Source organism: Gimesia benthica, from assembly GCF_009720525.1.
Taxonomy (GTDB): domain Bacteria; phylum Planctomycetota; class Planctomycetia; order Planctomycetales; family Planctomycetaceae; genus Gimesia; species Gimesia benthica.
This window is the reverse complement of sequence record NZ_CP043930.1, coordinates 4,825,566-4,845,281: the sequence shown is the minus strand read 5'-3', so window position 1 is coordinate 4,845,281 and position 19,716 is coordinate 4,825,566. Positions and strand designations below refer to the sequence as shown.

General features: G+C 52.2%; 13 protein-coding genes. 2 read left to right on the top strand and 11 right to left on the bottom strand.

The genetic code is table 11. The features are described from left to right. Positions 1-2 precede the first annotated feature (2 nt). The 9 genes from F1728_RS18790 to F1728_RS18750 all read right to left on the bottom strand — a co-directional run bounded on the left by F1728_RS18790 (position 3) and on the right by F1728_RS18750 (position 12,546). Positions 3-1,478 (bottom strand): type IV pilus biogenesis protein PilM, encoded by a 1,476-nt coding sequence (locus F1728_RS18790; protein WP_155365378.1) that lies wholly within the window; start codon positions 1,476-1,478, stop codon positions 3-5. Positions 1,479-1,546: 68 nt separating this feature from the next. Next, positions 1,547-3,253 carry a type II secretion system minor pseudopilin gene (locus tag F1728_RS18785; protein WP_155365377.1) on the bottom strand — a complete coding sequence of 569 codons (1,707 nt, stop codon included), beginning with the start codon at positions 3,251-3,253 and terminating at the stop codon, positions 1,547-1,549. Positions 3,254-3,274: 21 nt separating this feature from the next. Further along, positions 3,275-4,201, bottom strand: a complete 927-nt coding sequence (locus F1728_RS18780) for a prepilin-type N-terminal cleavage/methylation domain-containing protein (protein ID WP_155365376.1) — start codon at positions 4,199-4,201, stop codon at positions 3,275-3,277. After that, complete coding sequence (locus F1728_RS18775; RefSeq protein WP_155365375.1) at positions 4,198-4,650, bottom strand: type IV pilus modification PilV family protein; 453 nt, start codon at positions 4,648-4,650, stop codon at positions 4,198-4,200. Before F1728_RS18775 ends, F1728_RS18780 begins: the two co-directional genes overlap by 4 nt. Next, positions 4,647-5,267, bottom strand: a complete 621-nt coding sequence (locus F1728_RS18770; protein WP_194242433.1) for a prepilin-type N-terminal cleavage/methylation domain-containing protein — start codon at positions 5,265-5,267, stop codon at positions 4,647-4,649. The genes F1728_RS18775 and F1728_RS18770 overlap by 4 nt, the downstream gene beginning before the upstream one ends. 45 nt (positions 5,268-5,312) lie before the next feature. Continuing rightward, the gene (locus F1728_RS18765) at positions 5,313-5,765 is read right to left on the bottom strand and encodes a type II secretion system protein GspG (protein WP_145044025.1); all 453 of its coding nucleotides are present in this window, start codon (positions 5,763-5,765) and stop codon (positions 5,313-5,315) included. A gap of 91 nt (positions 5,766-5,856) precedes the next feature. Beyond that, positions 5,857-7,065, bottom strand: a complete 1,209-nt coding sequence (locus tag F1728_RS18760) for a type II secretion system F family protein (protein ID WP_155365373.1) — start codon at positions 7,063-7,065, stop codon at positions 5,857-5,859. Positions 7,066-7,127: 62 nt separating this feature from the next. Then, a complete protein-coding gene (locus F1728_RS18755; protein WP_155365372.1) occupies positions 7,128-8,810 on the bottom strand; it encodes a GspE/PulE family protein in 1,683 nt (560 codons plus the stop codon). A 52-nt stretch (positions 8,811-8,862) separates the two neighbouring features. Continuing rightward, positions 8,863-12,546 (bottom strand): secretin N-terminal domain-containing protein, encoded by a 3,684-nt coding sequence (locus F1728_RS18750; RefSeq protein ID WP_155365371.1) that lies wholly within the window; start codon positions 12,544-12,546, stop codon positions 8,863-8,865. A 517-nt stretch (positions 12,547-13,063) separates the two neighbouring features. Between F1728_RS18750 and F1728_RS31320 the strand changes: the two genes are divergently transcribed. Beyond that, the gene (locus F1728_RS31320) at positions 13,064-13,549 is read left to right on the top strand and encodes an EF-hand domain-containing protein (RefSeq protein ID WP_194242432.1); all 486 of its coding nucleotides are present in this window, start codon (positions 13,064-13,066) and stop codon (positions 13,547-13,549) included. Continuing rightward, positions 13,540-14,073 (top strand): EF-hand domain-containing protein, encoded by a 534-nt coding sequence (locus F1728_RS18745; protein ID WP_194242431.1) that lies wholly within the window; start codon positions 13,540-13,542, stop codon positions 14,071-14,073. Before F1728_RS31320 ends, F1728_RS18745 begins: the two co-directional genes overlap by 10 nt. Before the next feature lie 36 nt (positions 14,074-14,109). On the opposite strand, the gene F1728_RS18740 is transcribed toward F1728_RS18745, so the two are convergent. Together F1728_RS18740 and F1728_RS18735 are read right to left on the bottom strand one after the other, a co-directional pair. Next, a complete protein-coding gene (locus tag F1728_RS18740) occupies positions 14,110-15,987 on the bottom strand; it encodes a hypothetical protein (protein WP_155365369.1) in 1,878 nt (625 codons plus the stop codon). 262 nt (positions 15,988-16,249) lie between these two features. After that, a complete protein-coding gene (locus tag F1728_RS18735) occupies positions 16,250-19,603 on the bottom strand; it encodes a spermine/spermidine synthase domain-containing protein (RefSeq protein WP_155365368.1) in 3,354 nt (1,117 codons plus the stop codon). Positions 19,604-19,716 lie beyond the last annotated feature (113 nt).

The window sequence follows — 19,716 nt, the reverse complement described above, 5'->3', positions numbered from 1 at the left end:
CATTATTTTTTTGTTTCCGTTGCCGACTTTGTTGTGGGGGCTTCTTGAGGCGGCAGGCGCTCTGCATCAATTTCAAAGGGAACCGGGTAATCGGTATCGCTTGTCAGATTATTACTTCGTTTGGGATGCACCCGGTAATTGTTGTATGAGAGCTGCTGATTCAGATCTCTCACGTCCAGATCGTCTTTGGCATTGCCTGTCGTACGCAGACGGCTCAATGACTGGCCGCTGGAACGACTCACAGAGAGTTCATTCAAATAGATCCGGTCTGTTCCCGGTAATACGCGTTCCAGTTCCTGAAAGACCTTTAATGTCGGCGAATTTGATTTCTCCCATTCCTCGATCACAGCCACCGACTCCAGGGTGGGTAGGCCCCGCTTGAGCAGTTCATCGAGATCGCGCTGAACCTTTTGTCGCTCTGCAATTTCTTCATCCAGTTCTGAGACCCGCTGATGTGTGAGGAAAAACGCCGTCAATACGATCAGCGCCAGGCCTCCGACTCCCAGAGCAATCTGCAGTTTTCTGCGATCCGGCTTTTCTTCGGCTTTATGGGGATGCAGAAAATCAACTGTTTCCAGACGTTTGTGCTGCCGAGCAGAGACGAGTCCCAGTGGTCCTGCCACAGCGCCTGGTAAAAGACAACTTTCTGCAGTCGTAACAGATGACAGTGGATTTAAAACTTCGACTGGACACTGATACTGTTCCTGCAGATCTTGAATGAGTGACTGCTGTTGGGACTCATCTCCGATCAGAGTGATGGCACTGATACTCTGGCCCGCCAGCTGAGTACTGCGTGCCATGAGAAAACGTTTCAGTTCGGTCTGGATTGTTTGATTCGAAACAGTTCCGTCTGCTTCAGAAACCGGTACGGAATTGGTAAACAGTAACCGACGCGCCTGGATCAATGACATTTCCAGATAACCGTCCGTCGGATTCAGTATCAATGTTGGCGATTCCAGATCTCCCGTTGTCGTATGGGCAACCCATTCCGCAGCACTGACGGAGCTGAGTCCGGTGGAGGCGACTTCCAGCCCCATCGACTGAAATGTTTTCAGAGCTTTGTCGTGTAAGTCTTTCCCGATACTGACAACGAGAACTTCGCGGGTGGTCTTACCTTCCTGAACCGGCATCAGCAGGTAATCGAGCATTAACTGTCCCAGAGGGACTGAAGATTTCGTAGCCGTCTGAAACCGTACAATTTCGGGAATTTCATCCAGAGGAACATCGGGAATTTCGATCAGTCGTACTGTGGAATCGTGACGGGGAAACGAAATCAGGACCTGCTTCGCGGAGACTCCCAGGCGATGCAGTTCATTCTTAAGCCAGCTGCCGGCAGAGACCGGATCCTGCGCAGGACGATGTTGCTCCGGCCAGGTAATTTCAAAGGTGCGTTTGATGGAGACCGAAGCCACGCCGACATGCGCTTCGACTCCAGTCAGCTTCGATTTGTCCCAGTTGATTGCCAGATAATCTGCCATAATAAAATTCTCAATAAACGAGTTCAAACAGGCTGAATTCGACTGCCGGTTTGTCTGGTACTCTGCAATTACTGATCCGCTGACATTCCCTGTACTGTCGAAAGATCATAGCCTGCACCGAGATTACTTAAATCACGAACATAGGTAATACGTGGCGGAATAAAAGTTCCATCAATAATGGCTTCCATGCGGGTCATCTGTCCGGACTGACCGAAATAGCCCAGCGTCTGCACGCGAAAGACATCACCGCCACTACAGATATAGGGAGCCAGTTTTCGTAACTGTTCTATTGTCGTCAGACCTTCAATCACAAGCCATCCCGTTGTCTGACGGGCCTGGCTGATTTCTGTGGCAGGGGCTCCGTTTGTAGCAGTCATTTGGGAATTTACGATCGCATGAGCCAGCGTTTCATCCATTTCGGGAATCCCCAGTAGGGTTTCCAGTCGGGCTTCACTGATCTGAATTCGTCCTTCGATATACTGATTCTTTGTGGTCGTCAACATGTCATGGAGAATCGGGAGACTGGTCGTCATGCTGGCCGTGTCTGCCGGCCAGGGACTGGTCAGTGTTGTCTTGGTCCCATCGATTTCGATTTCAACTTCAGATCCCACCAGATCATAAATGGAATTGATTGTGAATGCGGCTCCGGCAGACAGATCCATACCTCCCCGGGTGACCGTCACTCCCTCTTCTGAAAACATCGCTTTGGCCAGACCGGTGGCCAGTTCATTTAAAGCCTGTTGTTCCGAGGTATTACCTCCCACGGTTGTCAAGGTTGGCCCCGAGTCCAGATCTTCTACAGTCTGCACGGGGCCACTCACTCGGTAAGCGACGATGAACCGGGCTTCATCAGGTCCCAGTTCGGTCTCCAGTTGATCATAGAGCTCTGTCAGCATCGTCTGATTGACATTAATCTTCTCAGAGCCATCCGGACGAATATTGATCTCTCGACTGTGTACCGTAAGATAAGCCGCCCAGCCTGCATCCAGCACCCCATCTGCATTGTCCAGGGGCAATGTGGCATCACCATCGTCCTCATTCGGATCGAGAATACCATTACGATTTGTATCTTCCCCATAGAGCAGTTCCGGAGTCACTCCACGGACGAGCAACAGTTCATCCAGTGATTCCAGCGGGGCATTCTTTGCGTAATAAGGTGATTCCAGAGTGCCATAGTAATCGCTCTCAGCACCATACGCACGTGGATCATCGTCTTCATCAATCCAGTCCAGAATTGCGGAAGCAATTTCCTCAGTCATATTCGGGATGTACATCAGACGGTCAACAGCAGTGATTGCCTCAACATCCAGTTCATTGTCCTCTTCCGTCGCGAGAATATTGAGATTCAGCTTGCCCGACTCATTACTCAAACCGAAGCGAATGGTTTTTGATTGTGCGTCTGAGATGACCGGGGCAACAACACTGAAATAGCCACTCACGCCGGGGACATCGCTGGGAATCAGATTGATATTCTGAAACTGACTCGGATTGTGATACGAATTCCAGCCATCAACATCAGAGCGATCTCCAACATAGGCGGCTGCCAGTTCGATTCCTGAGAGCGCCAGCTCCCGAGACTGAATCGCCCGACCGTAACTGTTGGTGGCTTCGATCTCCACAATCATCAGTTCCGAAAAGGTATACGCTCCCAGACTGAGCATCACTACGACCACAAGCACGACCAGCAAAGTGCTACCTGCGCGTTCCGACAGCCTGCCGACAAGTGTCTGTCGAATGCTACGAAAACCAGGTTGTGAATTGACGGTGTACTTCATGGATTATTATCAGGGGTCTGATTAAAACGAACTGGTGTCCTGTTCGGTGGTCTGTAATACCGCAGGTAGAGCCAGCGGGAGTGCAATCACCATGCTGTAGGTATTGTTGTAACCATTTATTTTTTCGTTCACAGACTCCAACGAAGTCTGTTGCAGATCGCTGCGAAAGCCGATTGTGACCCTGATTGCCTGCGGTACGGTCCCGTATTTAGTGCTGTCCCAGAGTTCGAGCCAGTCAGTGCCATCAAAATATTGAAACTGCAGACTGCTGATTTCCGGCGCCAGGAGTTCTGACTGTGACGCCATCTGCTCCAGAGCCGCAGCCTGATCTGCCATGCTCATTGAGAGCCGGTCTCCTTCCAGACGAGCCACTCCCTGCACATCTTCACCACCCCTCGAAGTATTCCGAAACTGATCGCCGGCGGCCCCTTGCAGTCCTCCGGCCCCCGCAACTGCCAGAAAGTACGATACGGAAAGCAGATCACTGCGGACGCTCGGCGAGGTGGTTGCCCCTGAATTCGAAGAGAGCAGAAGTGGCTGGCGGGCTGGTCTGCTGGTGTGGAGCACGAGAGACTGAGTATCGCCATACACACCAATGTTTCCCGAAGTGTAGGCATCATCGGTACTGGTCACCTGGATTTCGACGGTTTCCGTTTCTTCGGTTTCTGTATCAGAAGTACCTGTGCCCTCCGTCTCTGCTTCTGCGGTCTCCAGTCGATAAGTCACACAGTGCAGATCATGTGATATTTTCTGGAAGACGGCTCGAGCAATCTGAGCCTGTTCCACCTGGCGATGCCCCAGCGTCGTATATTTCCAGTAGAGATCCAGGGCGGAATAAATGGCAGCCAGCAGCAGACTGGTCAGCCCAATGGCCAGGATGACTTCGAGCAGTGTGAACCCGGGTGCCCGTCCTTTGTGAACTTTCTTGTGCGATGAGGAGCGTTTCATAGCTGCTCCTCCAGTGTCAGATCTGAAGCCGACTCCACGGTGTTGGCTGCGTCGAGCAGCATTGCCGGATCTCGAATCTGTCGTGTCAGCTGATAGCTGGTCGTGACACTTTCTCCCGCACCGGAGTAGAGTACACTGACTGTTAACTGCAACATGTTCTCGTAGGCGCCAGGCTGGACATCCAGGCTCCACTTCCAGTTTTCTTCATCCTCAAAGGCAGCCTGGGAGACCGCTTCCAGAGGCTGGGCTCCCGCCAGTGCTTCCGCGAGTTTTGACTGGCATTTAAGAATTGCCTGTGTTCGCAACTGCGCCTGCACTGCTGCCCGGGAACCGATGCCAATCAACTGACTGAGGGCAGTGAGTGCGCCGAGGAAAATCGCCAGTGAGATTAAGACCTCGAGCAGAGTCAATCCGGCACGAGTGCGTTTTTGCGTTGGAATGCTGATCATGACGATTTCCCCTGTCCGTAGGAAACCGTGGTCGTACCGGTAAGGCCGCGCAGTTGAATGCGAGCCACGGAACGCTTTTCTTTCAGAACTTCCTGATTCAAATCAAAAGCAGCTGTCCCATCCGGATAAAAGGTGATGGGGAAAGCTCCCTGCATCCAGTTCCAGTCTTTTGAATTTGGCAGGTTTGATAACCAGGCATAGGGGACTGCCGCTTCCGTCACGACTGCGGAAGTTTCCTGGCTGAACTGGAATTCCTCGGGCAACTTCCCCGAGAGCACAGATTGACTGGTCGCGATGGTACCCGCATTGGCTTCAGAAGATTCGCTTCCCAGCAGTCCCTGATCGACGGGAACGACCAGATACTGCCGCCCTCCCGGTTCCAGAAAGACCTGATACATCACCCCCTGATCAATAGCCCGCACCCGGGCGGCAGCAAAGGCGGAATTCAGATCCAGCATGCTCTGTCGCAGCCGGTTGCTCGCACTGATGCGCAACACCGCCGGCCACACGACACTGACCAGAACCAGCAGCAGAGCCAGGACCAGCAGCATCTCGAGCAGCGTAAAAGCGGCTCGTCGTGAATGCTGTTTTCCTGGCTGGTACTGGTGGTGGATCACGTGGAATATCCTCTGGTAAAATCAGAGACTGGAGCGGGACAGAAACTATTCTGTCTGCTCCCAGTTATTAACATCATCGCCGGAACCGTTTTCATCCTGCTGATTGGGGCCCGAGGACCAGATGGCCGGCTTGGTGGACTGCGCTTTATTGTTGGGGTACTCGTAGTGGAACATCTGCCCCCAGGCATCCAGTGGCAGAGACTCAATAAAGGGTTCAGCAGCCTGACCATCCGTGCTGACGGGTTCGAGCAGCAGCTGTAACTGTTCCGGTCCGCCTTGAGGATATTCACCATTATTCTCGGCAGCATAGAGTTTGAATGCCTGTTCGAGATTATGGATACTGGCGCGGGTCGCTTTGATATTTGCTTTTTTCTGGCTTCCCAGCAGGTTGGGAACGACCATCGCAGCGATCACGAGAATAATGCCCAGCACGATCAACATTTCGAGGAGGGTAAAACCACGCCGCTGTTGTCTGTTGTGAATCTTGATTTGTTTCATGTCTCCATCCTTTTTACTTTATACTTGTTCCAGAAGGGAATGTTCTGGGTTCTACCCGAGTGAGATAAAACCAATGACTTGTCACATATTATTATATTAAACCGGAGCTTTGGAAAACCGGTAAAAGTAATGCCAGCATCACAAAAACGACCACAGCGGCCATCATGAGCAGCATGAGTGGCTCCAGCATTCGCACAAACATATCCAGCTTGCGGTTAGTCTGGCGTTCCATGTTGTCTGCGATATCGATCAACACCTGTTCCAGGTTGTTGGCTTCCTCACCAACGGCGATCATTTCGACGACTTCTTCCGGGAACTGACCACTTATGGCAAAAGGCTGGGCAATTGATTTACCGGCAGAAATACTCTCTGCGGCTTCACCAATCGAATTACTGATGACTTTATTACCTGCGGCATCCTTGGCGATTCTCAGGGATTGCAGGATGGGGACGCCATTGGCCAGCAGGGTCCCCAGAATTCGGCAGAAACGGGCGATAGCCAGGCTACGAACAATGGCTCCCAGGCCATAGGCATTCAACCGGAACTGATCGAATTTCAGACGGCCTTCCGTTGTCTCGATATACTTATAAACCGCGGCCCCCACAAAAGCGATCGCGAAAAATATCAGAAACCAGTAGGACTGCATAAAAGCACTGAACCCAAGCAAGGTTGTGGTTGCCCAGGGGAGATCGCCTCGCTCAGACATCCGTTGAAAAATCGGTTCGAACTTGGGAACGAAGTAAACCAGCAGGAAGCTGACGATCACAGTTCCGAAGGTGGTCAGGAACGCGGGATAGATCATCGCACCGACTACCCGGTTCTTCAGTTCTTCCTGATGGTCCGTGAAGCTGGCAATTCGCTTTAATACGTCTTCCAGGAAGCTGCCTTCCTCGCCGGCACGTACCATACTCACTGCCAGTTCCGAAAAGACTTTGGGATGCTGCCCCATCGCGACTGCCAGCCGGGTTCCATCAGCGACTTCCGCACGAACCTCTTCGAGTACCTGCTTGAGCGACGGGTTGGTCGACTGCCGATTCAACAGTTCCAGTGAGCGTAAGAGAGGCACCCCCGACTTAAGCAGGTCGGCCAGTTGTGTATAAAATACAGACAGATAGCGGGCCCGAACCCGTTTGCCAGACCGTCTCAGCTGCGCTTTCGCCGCATCTGCAAGATCGACTTTGACCGGAAACAAACTCTTGGCAGCCAGCGAATTCAGCGCGTCCTGCTGATTGGCAGCAGAAAGCACACCGGTCACCTGGCGGCCGGTTGTTTCTCGTGCGATATACTGAAATTCGGGCATCTGACTGACTTCAATTACTTACAAACAGGACTTAACTCTTTTTCATTCCGCGGGAGCGTGAGTTAAATATCTCCCTTGGTGACCCGCAGAATCTCATCGATCGAAGTGATTCCGGCGAGGACCTTTTCCCAACCGGCATCCCTCAAGGTCTGCCAGCCATTCTTTCGCGCGTAATCGCGAATCTGTCCTGAGCTGGCGTGTTCGGTACACAATTTTCGTATAACAGGATCATTTATGAGCAGTTCCAGGATACCAATACGTCCCGAGTATCCCATTTCTCTGCAGTGTCGACATCCCACAGGTTCATAAATTTCCTGCATCCGTTCCAGGGGAAAGTCTGGAGGAATTTTATCAGGGTGAGGCTGATGTGGTCGTTTACAATGTTTACAGAGGACACGCACCAGACGCTGAGCCAGAACCGCTTCTACCGTACTGGCCACCAGATATGCTTCAACCCCCATATCAACCAGACGGGTAAAAGCGCCGGGAGAGTCGTTGGTATGCAGCGTACTGAAAACAAGGTGCCCGGTCAGCGATGCCTGGATAGCGCTGTTCGCGGTTTCTCCATCACGAATTTCCCCGATCAGAACCACATCCGGATCGTGACGCAGAATGCTTCGCAATCCCGCTGCGAAAGTCAATCCGATGCGGGAATTGACCTGAATCTGACTGATCCCTTCGCTGTGATACTCGACTGGATCCTCCACTGTGATGATTTTCGTTTCCGGACTTTTAATCTCATTCAAAGCACTGTAGAGCGTCGAAGTTTTACCGCTACCCGTAGGCCCGGTCACCAGAATAATTCCATGCGGCAGCTCGATCATCTCGCGGAATGTGGACAGCATATCCGCATTCAAGCCCACATTATCCAGTCGGAAAACCATGCGTTCTTTGTCGAGCAGACGCAGTACGACGCCTTCGCCGTAAATCATGGGAATGATCGAAACACGCACATCGATTTCACGCCCCGTAACTCGCAGTTTGATGCGTCCGTCCTGGGGAAGTCGTTTTTCCGCGATATTCAGATGCGCCATGATTTTCAGACGCGTAATGATCGCTGAATAAAAATGATTAATCTCTGGTGGTACCGACTGTACCCGCAACAAACCATCTACGCGATAACGGACCACCAGCCCGGTTTCGTGTGGTTCAATGTGCACGTCACTGGCCTGCTGCTGAAGTGCCTCCACGAGCAATTCGTTGACCAGACGAATCACCGATGCAGTCTGTGCCATGTCGGCCAGTTCGCCATGTTCCTCGGAGACTTCTTCCAGAAGTTCAACGCCGTCTTCGGCTGCTTTCTGAGAGACCAGTTCGTTGATGGTATCGCCGCCAACACCCAGGTTCTGTTTGATCAGATCAACGACGTCTTCATGTAACGCCAGCACCGGCTCCAGTACTTCACCACTGAGCGAGCTGAGTTCATCCAGGGCTTCGAAGTCAAACGGGTCGGCAGAAGCAACCAGTACGCGTCCATTTTCACGCTGTAAGGGGAGCAGGGAATGACGAAAGATCGGAGTTGCCGGAAACTGCGACAGCAACTGGGTATCGACCTGATAGTCTTTGAGCTCGAAATATTTCATGCCCAATTCATCAGCGAATGCTTTGAGCAGGTCTTCTTCAGAGGCGAGCCCCATATCCATTACCACGCGGTCCAGACGATGACCGTTCGCCGATTGCTGGGCTAACAGCAACTGGCGTTCGTCAAGGATGCCATGTCGTTGGAGAATATCACTGATTTCCATGGATTTGACTCGATGGGATAACGAACTTTTCAGGAGATGATTTCAGGTATGTTTATCGTCCACGGCTACGACCGAAACGGCTGCTACCACCACGGGAGCCACCGTCGCTGCCGGGAAATCGGAAACCACGTGAGGACCGACCGCCAAAGGGTGAACCGGAAGAACCACGGCCCGAGTCACCACCCCCCGGCGATGCGCCCTCCATGCGTTCCCGCATCCGTTGTTCGAAGAACCGTCGAATTTCTTCGCCACGATCGCTGGATCCGGAGGAGTTATCCGACGGGTTTGAGCTGGAGGGAGTTTGTTCCGTTGTTTTCTTACGCGAATCACTGCCGGTAGTACTGACACTGACATTGGGGAGCAGGGAGGTTAAGGCATTTTGAATCAGAGCCGAGTTGCCGTTATTCAACGTGACAACACGCACTGACTTGCGAGACATTTGCGCGGAGTAATCAAGCTCGCGTACCAGAGACTCGATCTCCTGAAACAGAGAGTCATTCGCAGAAACCAGTAACTGGTTGGCGTTGGCATCCACACTGACGGCCAGCTTGGCTTCGGGAGGCTGAGCAGCCTGTGAATTCTGAGACCCCCGACCGCCCATCATCGCTGCAAAGGGATTGCCGCCCCGAGAGTTATTCTGCTGCCGGGGGGCTTCCATATAGTCTTTGTAAAGCTCTTTGACGATATTCGCAACTTCCGTCGCAGACGCATATTCCACGGGGATAATGCCAGGAGAACGATCCCGCAGTGAATCGGGGAGTTCAGAAGCATCCAGCACTTTGAGCATCTGTTCGACCGAACGCACTTTATCGGGAGGTCCTGTGACATACAGAGCATTGGAACGTGCCTCGGGGATAATGCGAAGCGTCTGCGGCCCCATCCCCAGAGTGGACAGCCCAGTTGCATCCATCAGCCCGCCTCCAATCGAAGAGATCCCGCTGAACATTCCGGAATCACTGGAAGTATCGGAAACGGAACTGCTGGGAAAGAGACTTTCCAACATCTTGGCTGTGGCAGTCGCATCAGCAGAACGGAGATAAAAAACCGTCCACTGATTTTTAGGAGGGATCGCCTGAGTCAAGGCATCGATCATTTTCTCCAGTCGATCCAGGGCTTCCTGGTCGGTGGATGTGATGATCAGATTATCCCCGTTGGTGGAAACCGCGATCGGATTTTTCTTTGTGGAATCAGTGGAGGCTTCAGGTGTTTTGTTCTCTGGTTGCGTAACAGGTTTTTCTGATCCTGACTTCTCCCCTGCATCAGATTCTGTCTGCTGCTCACTGGCTGTGAACAGGAACCGAGTCTGATCGGAGTCGGTTTTACGGCGTTCCTGATTAATCGGTCGATCCAGCGGAGTGCTGATATTCCGTGATGGATTGCGAAAACCCCGGTTCCGAGTAGGATTCTCATCTTCTCCCAACACGCGTTCCCGAATCTGATTTTCCTGTGATGGAACAACTATGCGAATCGGGTTTTCATCACCCGACGAGGCTGACCAGAGCTTATCGATCAGTTGCATGATTTCACGTGAATCCCGACCTCCCAGAGGGATCGTGCGAATGGGGCCACGATCAGCGTTCTCCTGGGCTCTGCCAGTGCCATCTTCTCCCAGTTGGGCCAGCAGGGCTTTAACTTGAATCACCTGATCCGGAGTTCCCCGAATCAATAGTCGCCGCCCCAGAAGATCGGCTTCGATCGTGGGTGCGTCGTTTCCATCCCGCAGGAACAGAGAGCGTAAGGTCGTGGTTGCAGAAAGGGGATCCAGCTTGCTCAAGTTGATGACTGAGACAGACTGACTGCCCCCTTCGCCATCCAGTTGCCGGATCAATTCATCAATCTCCTGGTGCTCCTTGGGGGTCGCCACGATATGAATCTTATTATTCCGACCATCTTCATTAACGACGACTCCCGGCATCATCGCATCCAAGGTCTTGGTCACTTCCCGCGGATCCGAAGAACTGACAGAGTAAACACGCAGGTAAGGCTTGTTACCACCAGGGGCCAGCATGTTGCCCTCGTCGACATCAATCGATTTGATAATTTCTTCCGCCAGTTTAAGCTGGGCTGGTGTCGCAGTTACCAACAGCCGATTAGTACGCGGGTCCGCTGTCACCTGTGTTGTCGTATCTTTCGTCGGCGTCTGAGGAGGTGGAGAACTGTCTCGACTGCTGCGACGTCGATAATCGTAGTAGCGTGAAGAAGAAGAGGACGAGCTGGCACTGACATTCTGGGTAGCTGAGGGCAGACCGAACTGGCTACGCACTATTTTCTCAGCCTCATTGGAATCGATAAACTTCAATTCAAACGCGCGGAATGCGAGATCGGTAGGACCGGCATTCGCAATGGCGCCTTCCAGCAGTTTTTTCACACGCTGCAGGTTGCTGCCGATATCGGTAACGATAATCGAATTGGCGGTTTTCAGTGCAACGGACTTACCCTGCGGGCCCAGAATGGCCTGGACTTCTTTGGCGACCTGATCAATGTCGACTCCCTCCAGCTGGAAGCTCACGCTCATCAGTTCATTTTTGCCTCGCTGGGGTAGCTCACTGGCATCGACAATGGGTACCAGGTTTGGTGGAATGCCGTTATCTATGTTCAGAACTACCAAGAACTGATTCCGCCGAACAATGACATACCCTTTCTGCAGCAGATATCCATTAATGATATCCAGCGCTTCGGTGGGAGTGTAAGAACCCTGATCGTAGTAGTTGAAGGTCCCCGGGGGCACATCGTTGAGATCGAGCGTATAGCCTGCGGACTCAGCAAACAGCTTCAGGACATCGCCCCAGGGTGCGAAACGGAAGTTGAACGACATCTTGCCAACTTCACCCGGCTTTTTCGCAGGGACGGTTTTCTCATCCGCTTCGTTTTCATTCATTGCCACTGGTTTGGCACCGAAAGAGATGCTGCGGTCTTCAGGCTTTAGCCCTTCCGGTTCAACGGGGATCTGCGGTCTTGGTCGCGGAGCAGCTCCGGGAGTACTGCTGACAGAGGGAGTCGCTCCCGGGGTGGCTATGCTTTCGGCTGTGACCAGTACGGGACCGAGCATCTGCTTCCACTGAGACTTTTGATCTGGAGTCAGGACCGCCTCAATTTTCTGGTCGAACTCCTGCTGCACTTTTTCCCGTTCTTCCGAGGTAGCACGTCGACCCAGATCCCGACGGGCATCCGAGCGCTGTTCTTCAAGTTCTTTGATCTTCGCCAACTGCTCGTCGGTCAGTTTGAGCTGTTTGCCTGTTTCGTCATCGGTCAGCTGACGATATCCGTTTTCCTGCAGCTGCAGCTGTTTCAGGCGTGCTGCCTGCTTTTCATTCAGGAGACCCCAGAGTTTGGCTTCGCCCTCCGTGCGTTGTTTCTCAAAGGAAGCACTCATTTCTTCGCGGACTTTGGTTCGCTCTTCGTCGGTCTGGGCATCCCGCATGCGGTTCATGAAGGGTTCCATCAACTCGCGACTGGGACGCATCGCCTGGGCTGCTTCCTGGAGCTGTTTGATCTGATCTTCAGTGAGCTGGAGTTCCTTCTGAATCTCTTCCCGCGTCACCATGAAGCCAATCGCTCCGCGGAAGCCGCTGAAACCCCCTCCGCCAAACCCACCGCGAAAACCGCCTCGGTCGCCTCCGAATCCACCTCTGCCACCAAAGCGACTTCGGTCACCGCCGAAGCCTCCGCGGTCCCGTCGGCCCCCAAAACCACCACGGTCTTCAGAGTCACTGGAAGGTTCCTGGGCAAGAAGCACTGAGTGTACGGATTCTGAACACACGAAGGTGAAAGAGAGTACGCTGAGCAGGAAGAACTGGAATTTCATTTTACGAGTCATATTTAATCACGATTCTGCGATAAAACGGCAAAGAAGTGCAAATAAGATATTCTTTTGATCATTATGCTAGAACTGCAGAAAATCAATTACAAGATAAAAAATTCGACTCAGTTAGTATCACCTTATACCCCAAGGAGTTATGGACCGTTTCAAGGATCCACCGATTCTTCCGGAATGAAGCGATCTTTTCTCAAGGGTCTGGTGTTTCTATGTTAGAGTCAGAAACGGGGTTATTACAGCTTATTTCAAAAGATGCGCAAATTCCCTGTCTCTGTTTATTAAACACGGTTTTTGACTCGAAAGACCGCTCTATTTCATGTGGAGCCAGAAAATGTTCCGGTTTGTCCGATATTTCGTTCCAGTTGTACTGCTGGTAACGTTCAGTGCTGATCTGTCATATGCGCAGCCTGGTGGAGACAGTCGCTCACGAGGGTTCATGTCCTTTCTGGATCGCAACCGCAATGGTGTCATCGAACCCGATGAATTCGATCGGATGCCGGGACGCTTTAAAGAGATGCTCGAATCAGCGGGCGTTGACACCTCCCGCAGTATGACAGCTCAGGAATATGAACGTGTCATGCCACGCGTGATGGAACAGATGCGGAGCCGTCGTGGCTCTTTCGGCGGCGGTGATCGAGGTGATAGTGATGACCGAGGTCGCTCCGGTTTTTCCCGCGGTTCTGGCGGTCCCGGCTTTGGTGGTTCTGGTTTCGGCGGGCCGCCCAGCTCTTTTTCCCGTTCCCGGGGGATGACGACGATGACCGCGATGATAGCTCGCGGGGCGGCTTTGATCGGGACTCCATGCGAGGACGCTACGGATCATTCCAATCAGATCGAGGTCGTGACGAGGGTGATTCACGCAGCCACTCCAGCAGTTCACAAAAGGAACCCAGTAAACCGGTACGGACTACTGTGGATCTGAATTCAGATTTTGTACCCCATGATACCGATCAGGACGGGCAGATCGGACTTTATGAGTGGCGGAAGAACAACCCCGGCAAGTTGTCAGAGTTCTTCTCCATGGACCTCAACGGTGACGGGTTTCTGACTCCGAAGGAAATTCAGCTTTCCAAAGCGGGTACCCCGCAGAGAAGTGCTGCCTCGTTCATGTTCGCGTTGAACTCCGGACAATCAGGAACTTCCCAGCCAGTTCCACAAGAGTCCTCTGCGAGTGCGACTCCAGCTTCAGCATCGAAATCAGCAGAACAGTCTGCTCAGCCGACAGCAGAAACAAAACCTGCGGCCCCCAGTTCCGACCCGATGGTCAGCCAGGCGAATTACTTCTTTAAACTGCTGGATCGCGACAAAGACAATTCCATCTCGGCAGAAGAATGGAAGAAGAGCCGATCCATGCGACGCATGTTCGAAGAAGCCAGCATCGACCTGACTGTGACCATGTCGCAGGAACAGTTTGTCAAGCATTATATCGCCATCAAAAAAGATTGATCTGGCCGACAACGCTTGGATATCACTTCGATACCTTCAACGTTTGGGCTGAGGTAAAGCGTCTCGCTTTTGTCCGCGTTCTCTGTTGCGTCGCGCACGCCGTTCCTGATTTCGGTCAAACTGTTTCCCGATGGAAACTCCCAGCAACTTCAGATAGCCCTCGTCAAACTGGAAACGGGAGCGGACTCCGGTTTCCGTCGGTTGAGTTGTGATGAGCACCAGATCATTTTCTGAAGTGAAGATTCCGTCCAGGATTTTCATGATTTCACTATCGTTGATCTCCGCTTCTGAGAACAACTGCAGCCAGGGTTTGATATGGAACTCGAACTGAAACGGAGCCGTCCGCTGAACCTTGCGTTCTTCGGGGGTTGCAGTATGGATCCGCTCGATAGCTTCATTCAGAGCGGCAACCGCGATCTCGGTTCCCATCGCAAACCAGATGACTTCAGAATCGGCGCCCACATATAACGAGGGGACACCGCCGAGGAATCGTCGCTGTCGATCATCTGCATTTTTAACATCAGGTTGCAACTGATGCAGGCCAATTCCCTGAACGGTTTCTGCGTTTGTGAAAATGCGGGCCTTATTATCAGGATTCTTCTCGACTCGATTGATCATATCGAGCAGAGCAGCCGGCAGATTTGAAGAAGAAGACACTTTAATGCCACCGATCAAGGCAAATTTCTTGGATGGGGTCGAAACCAATTGCACAAAGGCATCAATGTGGCCTTTATTAACCTGAGATTTGACAGGGGCAAAGAACTGCTGGACGGAATTCGTCTGCTGGAGCCGCTCATCAGCAGTAAGCAATTTTTCACTCAACTGTGTTTCAAAATAATTCAAATAATTGAGATAGGTTTTGCGATCGCGACGGGGCATGATGACGGAAACAGACGCCGCCAGCGGTAATGTTTCGCGGGCCGTCACGACGCTGAAGTAACTGGCCTGGCCTGGCAGGTTTTTCATGCTGCGTGCCAGATCACTGTTCGGACGGGCCTTGATCAACAGATCGACGAAGCCCTGCTTCTGCTCTTTATCGATATGGGCTCCCAGTGTCAGCTGCTGCGCTTCATTGAGAAAATATTCAATGTTCTCCAAGTTCTGCTTGCCCGACATTCTCCGCAGTTCGTAAGCCGCATTGGATTCACCGTCCCGCTGTTGCAACTGTGTTTCGATTGCCGTGCGGAAAAAGCCCAGAAACGTAGTCCGCATCAGTTCTGGAATTGAACTCATATCAAGTTGCGCTGCGGCGTCGAATTGAGTCGTCAGCTGCTGATATTGTTGGGCGGGGTCTTTGAACTGATGTGTTTCAAAGACTTCCAGATCGAGCGCCGCATCTCCCCGCTGATGAAACTGATGGGCATATTTATCTTCGATGCGAAAGTAAAACGCGCTGTTGCCCGCTTCGACCACATACAAGCCTTCCTCGCGGGGCAGACGCTCTTCAGCATTCATGAAACCGGGCAGAATACTCTGAAAAGTTTCAATGAAGGAACTGATTTTCGAGACAGGATAATAAGGGATGAAGACCGGCTGAGGCCGCAGACCTGTTTTCAGGTATAATTCGAAACCCAGATTGCGATTCTGATCGAGGCCCTCCAGGTCGTTCACATTTGCCAGTGAGGCTGAAGCGATCTCAGCAATTTCAGGTCGCTCTGCCAGTTCAAAAATGAAGTCGATATCCTGCAGGATCCGCTCCACACTGGCAACATTCACCACGATAACAGGTTTGGGTAACAGAGCTTCTACAGACTGACTTTTTTTCTCTGGCTCCTCATCCTTTTTTTTCTGGTCCGTCTCCTGTGCCTGTAATGAGCCGCAACAGAACAGGGCCATCAGTAAGGTCAGGCTAAACACGCAGCGCCAGCCGAATTGTCGTTGATTAAAGCTCGGAGCAGAATATGGAAAAATCATACGATCCCTTTTCACAGACGTGAGTTTCACCAGAATTTTTCAGAAGCCCGGCCCATCGCCCACAAGATCTGATTGCATTTAGAGACCAGCACAGCCACAGATTTTGTGCCATATTCTGTGCCAGAGAAGCCGGGACGAGACAGGCCTGCTGTCGCGCTATCATCCTGTATACCCCTGAAAAAATCAAATAGATTCAGGGAATCCGGAATTTTAGATCGTCGTGCGTCGCAAGGGCGTCTGAGTTGTGAAACACACCAATGTGTTACAGAGACGGCACTTGAGGCAGGTTGAGATTATCCAGCAGCTTCTTGCGTTCCTGCCGGTTCTTCCTGTCCTGCTTGTAATGGTGTGGCAGGACGCGTTGATGATAAGTCTCCAGAGGGCGAACCAGTGTCCGATCCAGGACTTTCTTGCGCAAAGACCACTCCTGTTCAGAAATCCCCGCATTTTCCCGGATCTCTTCCATGGCCTCAAACGCCAGGTCAATCGCGGACATGCTGAGTTCGATATCATGCAACGCCTGCTTCGACGTCACTGGCGGAGCCTGGGAACGATTGTCCCAGCGGGTCTTCAAATGCTGTAACAAGCCATTCAGATGGTCCCACTGCTGCCCGGTCTCCTGGAAGAGTTCCGGTTTCTCTGCAGCGAGTTCAATCGCCCGGACCACCGAGTTGATCGAACGGTCAGAGCCTGCGCCGTAATTGATCGCGTGCAGACGATGAGCAAACTCCAGTTCCGGCGGAGCATCATCAGATTTTCTGTAAAGTTCAGCGACCTCATCGTGCATGAAGTAACTGATCATCGGGTCGTAGATCGAAGTAAAGCGGGAAACGCGCGTAATCAGTTCTACCGAGGGAGAAGGTTTCGCCATCGCATCGGAGAGAGCCTTGAAGTAGAGCATCCGGCGTTTATCTTCATTGTGGATAAAATCATTCTCATTCAACCCTTCAGCAGCGACCTGTCTGATCAGCGAGCGGGGGTTGTCAGTGATCTGTTCTTTGGCTGGCTTGCGATATTTCCAGTACTGATCCGGATATTGCACCATCAGTTTATTCTGCGCTGTGACTTCGGAAAGTCTGCGGAGCACGATCGGGTCGTCCTGCTCACTATGCATCCAGTTGATCAGTCGTTCGGTCCGCTGATCTTGGCCCACCATCTGCTGAACTTCTTCCCGCTTCAGTCCCCAGCGCATCATTTCATAGGGCAGCGTGAAGGCAAATCGACCTGTGGCCGAGTTGTTTACCGAAGTTGGCTGATCTGCCACCATCTGCTGGAGTGATTCATTGGAGTATGCGGCCAGGTTCAAAAGAACTGACCAGTCCCAGCCTACCTGTGCCAGCGTGCGACGGACCTGAGGTGCCTGGAGGCGATCCAGCAGTCCGGGGCGAACAAAGCCCTCTTCGGAATTGGTCGCCAGGAACAGGGTTTCTCCATTCGCAATTTCAATGGCCATTACCTGTTTAAATTCTGACAGAAATGTGCGGGTGATTACCCGCAGAGGTTGTGCGCCAAAATCAATATGCTGGAAGCGCTGACAGAACATGCCTCCAGCTTTCAAATGCCGGGAGACATTTCGATAAAAGTCCGCCGTGTACTCTGACTGAGATTGAGTGACGACCGACTGTACGGGATTGCTGATAATCAAGTCATAAGTAGCAGTCGTTTTTGCACGCGACGCCATGGCCAGAGCGACAGGGGACTGCACCAGAGTGACGCGGTCAGAGTCCAGCGCTGAGATCGAATTACGGGTAGCAATTTCATCCTGATATAACTGAATCAGTCCCGGATCATATTCCAGACAGGTGATATGCTGCACTGGAAAATCCAGGCTGGAGTTAAGGCTTACTCCCGATCCCAGTCCCAGGAACAAGACATCGGCGGGGCGGTCATGCAACGTTACCGGTATCACAAAGGGCATCAGTTCCCCTGTTGTATGGGGGCACAGCCCTGCATCAGTAGTGGTGACTCCTACAGGCAGCCCGCTGCGGCGGATTTGCAGCTGGTTTTCATGATAGGACCAGACAGTATATGTTCCGTGGGGTCCTTCTACTTCTGACAGACAGCGACCTTCATCCATGTAGGGAAGCAGATCCGGTTTTAAGCCGTAACGGAGTCCGGTGAATGTATTCGTGGAAAACAGGAGTTTCGTAGAACGATGCGGATCATAATTGTTGTATCCGGAAGTCAGAACAACCAGCAGGACCAGAGCACAACTGACGCCGGCTGTCTGCCAGCGTGACCGGGGGAAACGGAACTGGACAGCCCAGATCAGGAGTGACAAGCAGGACAAAGCCCCCGTAGTCACCAGAGACAGTGTTTTAAGATCCACACGTGCGGTACCAATCAACCAGGACCCGCAGAGCAATCCTGCCAGCAAACAGAAAGGTTGCCAGACCGGCAGACGATAGACGGAAGTGTTATTAGTGCTGAGTGACTGGCGTGTGATCGACAGCTTCATCCAACCACCCCAGCAGAAGCCCAAAGGTGCCAGGAAGAGCGTCAGCAGCCCGCCTCGTATCACTGCCAGCAGAAATGCAAATTCGATGTAAGCGTTGGCATACAGCATCCAGTTCACCAGGAATGGGAATAGTGCCAGCGCCGCTGCTCCGATTAATGCAGCTCCCAGGGTCAAGCGTGATGCGAGTTGTGAACCCCGCGCTGCACTGCGTGTTTCAATCCAGATCCAGGCTGCACTGACGCCTGCGAGCAACGCCGCCCAGACAGTCACTTTCAAATAGAGTGAGTCCGGATAGAGCTGGAAGACAACACGCTCAATGATGATAGTCAGAAAACCGGTCGCCAGGCTGACCAGAAAGCCGCTGGCAATCAGCAGTCGGGAATGTTTCCACTGCATACTTCCATTTTCGGAATCGGTTTTAGCGTTTAACTGACGGCTAGTGGTCATAGTCTGCAGCCAGCTGACCATACCGGGCAAGTATCGAGTGGCCAGCTTGCGCAGCCAGGGACTGATCACAATCAGCAGAGCGGTGCCTGCTGCGATCCCTAATGCTAGATTCCAGCCCAACGCGGGAACCAGGCAATAGACAGCCGATAGTAATGCGAGTGTCACACCTGTGAGAAAACGTGCAACAGGGGAGACCAGGGGGGTACTACCTGCAGACTGATGTTCGAGTGAAGCTCTGACTGAGAACCAGCAGATGCGGGCAGTCCAGAAAACAACAGGCAGCAGGAGAACCATGGCAGAAAGTGTCATCAGTCCCGTTAAAAAGACCGGGTTAGAAACCTGATCCAGTGAGATCAGATGCAGGATCTGGTTGAACTGCCAGAGCAGTATTGGAAAACAAAGTGTCCAGATCGAAAACAGAGCCAACGTGATGCCAATCCGAAAACGCTTCTGCTTCCAGAGCGTCGTTTCAGACTCACGATTGACGCTGTCTGAGATGGAAGAGGGTAATCCCAGCCAGATTCCCATGACCGTTGCCAGACCGATGCCTGTAGTGACAGACAGATGTGCTCCAACCAGGGTCTGAAACCGCTGAATACAGGCGAGCAGAAAAAGGCCGCAAATCCACCCGGACAGGAAAGCGAACCCTAATCGCGTCAGAGCTAGAGTGAGAGTAGATTTGACTAAATTCTGAGCAAACGAACGTATCATGGCTTCCTTGCCTGTCGTTATTGATCAATCGGAATTGCATCATGACTTAAAGTTTCATACTCTAAGTCATTCTTTTAGAGTCCCTTAGCAGCAATTTCTGCCGATAGAAACGT

What these genes read in the sequence shown, in the direction of transcription:
- F1728_RS18790 (WP_155365378.1), bottom strand. Translation starts at nt 1,478, where the DNA reads ATGGCAGATTATCTGGCAATCAACTGGGACAAATCGAAGCTGACTGGA.
- F1728_RS18785 (WP_155365377.1), bottom strand. Translation starts at nt 3,253, where the DNA reads ATGAAGTACACCGTCAATTCACAACCTGGTTTTCGTAGCATTCGACAG.
- F1728_RS18780 (WP_155365376.1), bottom strand. Translation starts at nt 4,201, where the DNA reads ATGAAACGCTCCTCATCGCACAAGAAAGTTCACAAAGGACGGGCACCC.
- F1728_RS18775 (WP_155365375.1), bottom strand. Translation starts at nt 4,650, where the DNA reads ATGATCAGCATTCCAACGCAAAAACGCACTCGTGCCGGATTGACTCTG.
- F1728_RS18765 (WP_145044025.1), bottom strand. Translation starts at nt 5,765, where the DNA reads ATGAAACAAATCAAGATTCACAACAGACAACAGCGGCGTGGTTTTACC.
- F1728_RS18760 (WP_155365373.1), bottom strand. Translation starts at nt 7,065, where the DNA reads ATGCCCGAATTTCAGTATATCGCACGAGAAACAACCGGCCGCCAGGTG.
- F1728_RS18755 (WP_155365372.1), bottom strand. Translation starts at nt 8,810, where the DNA reads ATGGAAATCAGTGATATTCTCCAACGACATGGCATCCTTGACGAACGC.
- F1728_RS31320 (WP_194242432.1), top strand. Translation starts at nt 13,064, where the DNA reads ATGTCCTTTCTGGATCGCAACCGCAATGGTGTCATCGAACCCGATGAA.
- F1728_RS18740 (WP_155365369.1), bottom strand. Translation starts at nt 15,987, where the DNA reads ATGATTTTTCCATATTCTGCTCCGAGCTTTAATCAACGACAATTCGGC.
- F1728_RS18735 (WP_155365368.1), bottom strand. Translation starts at nt 19,603, where the DNA reads ATGATACGTTCGTTTGCTCAGAATTTAGTCAAATCTACTCTCACTCTA.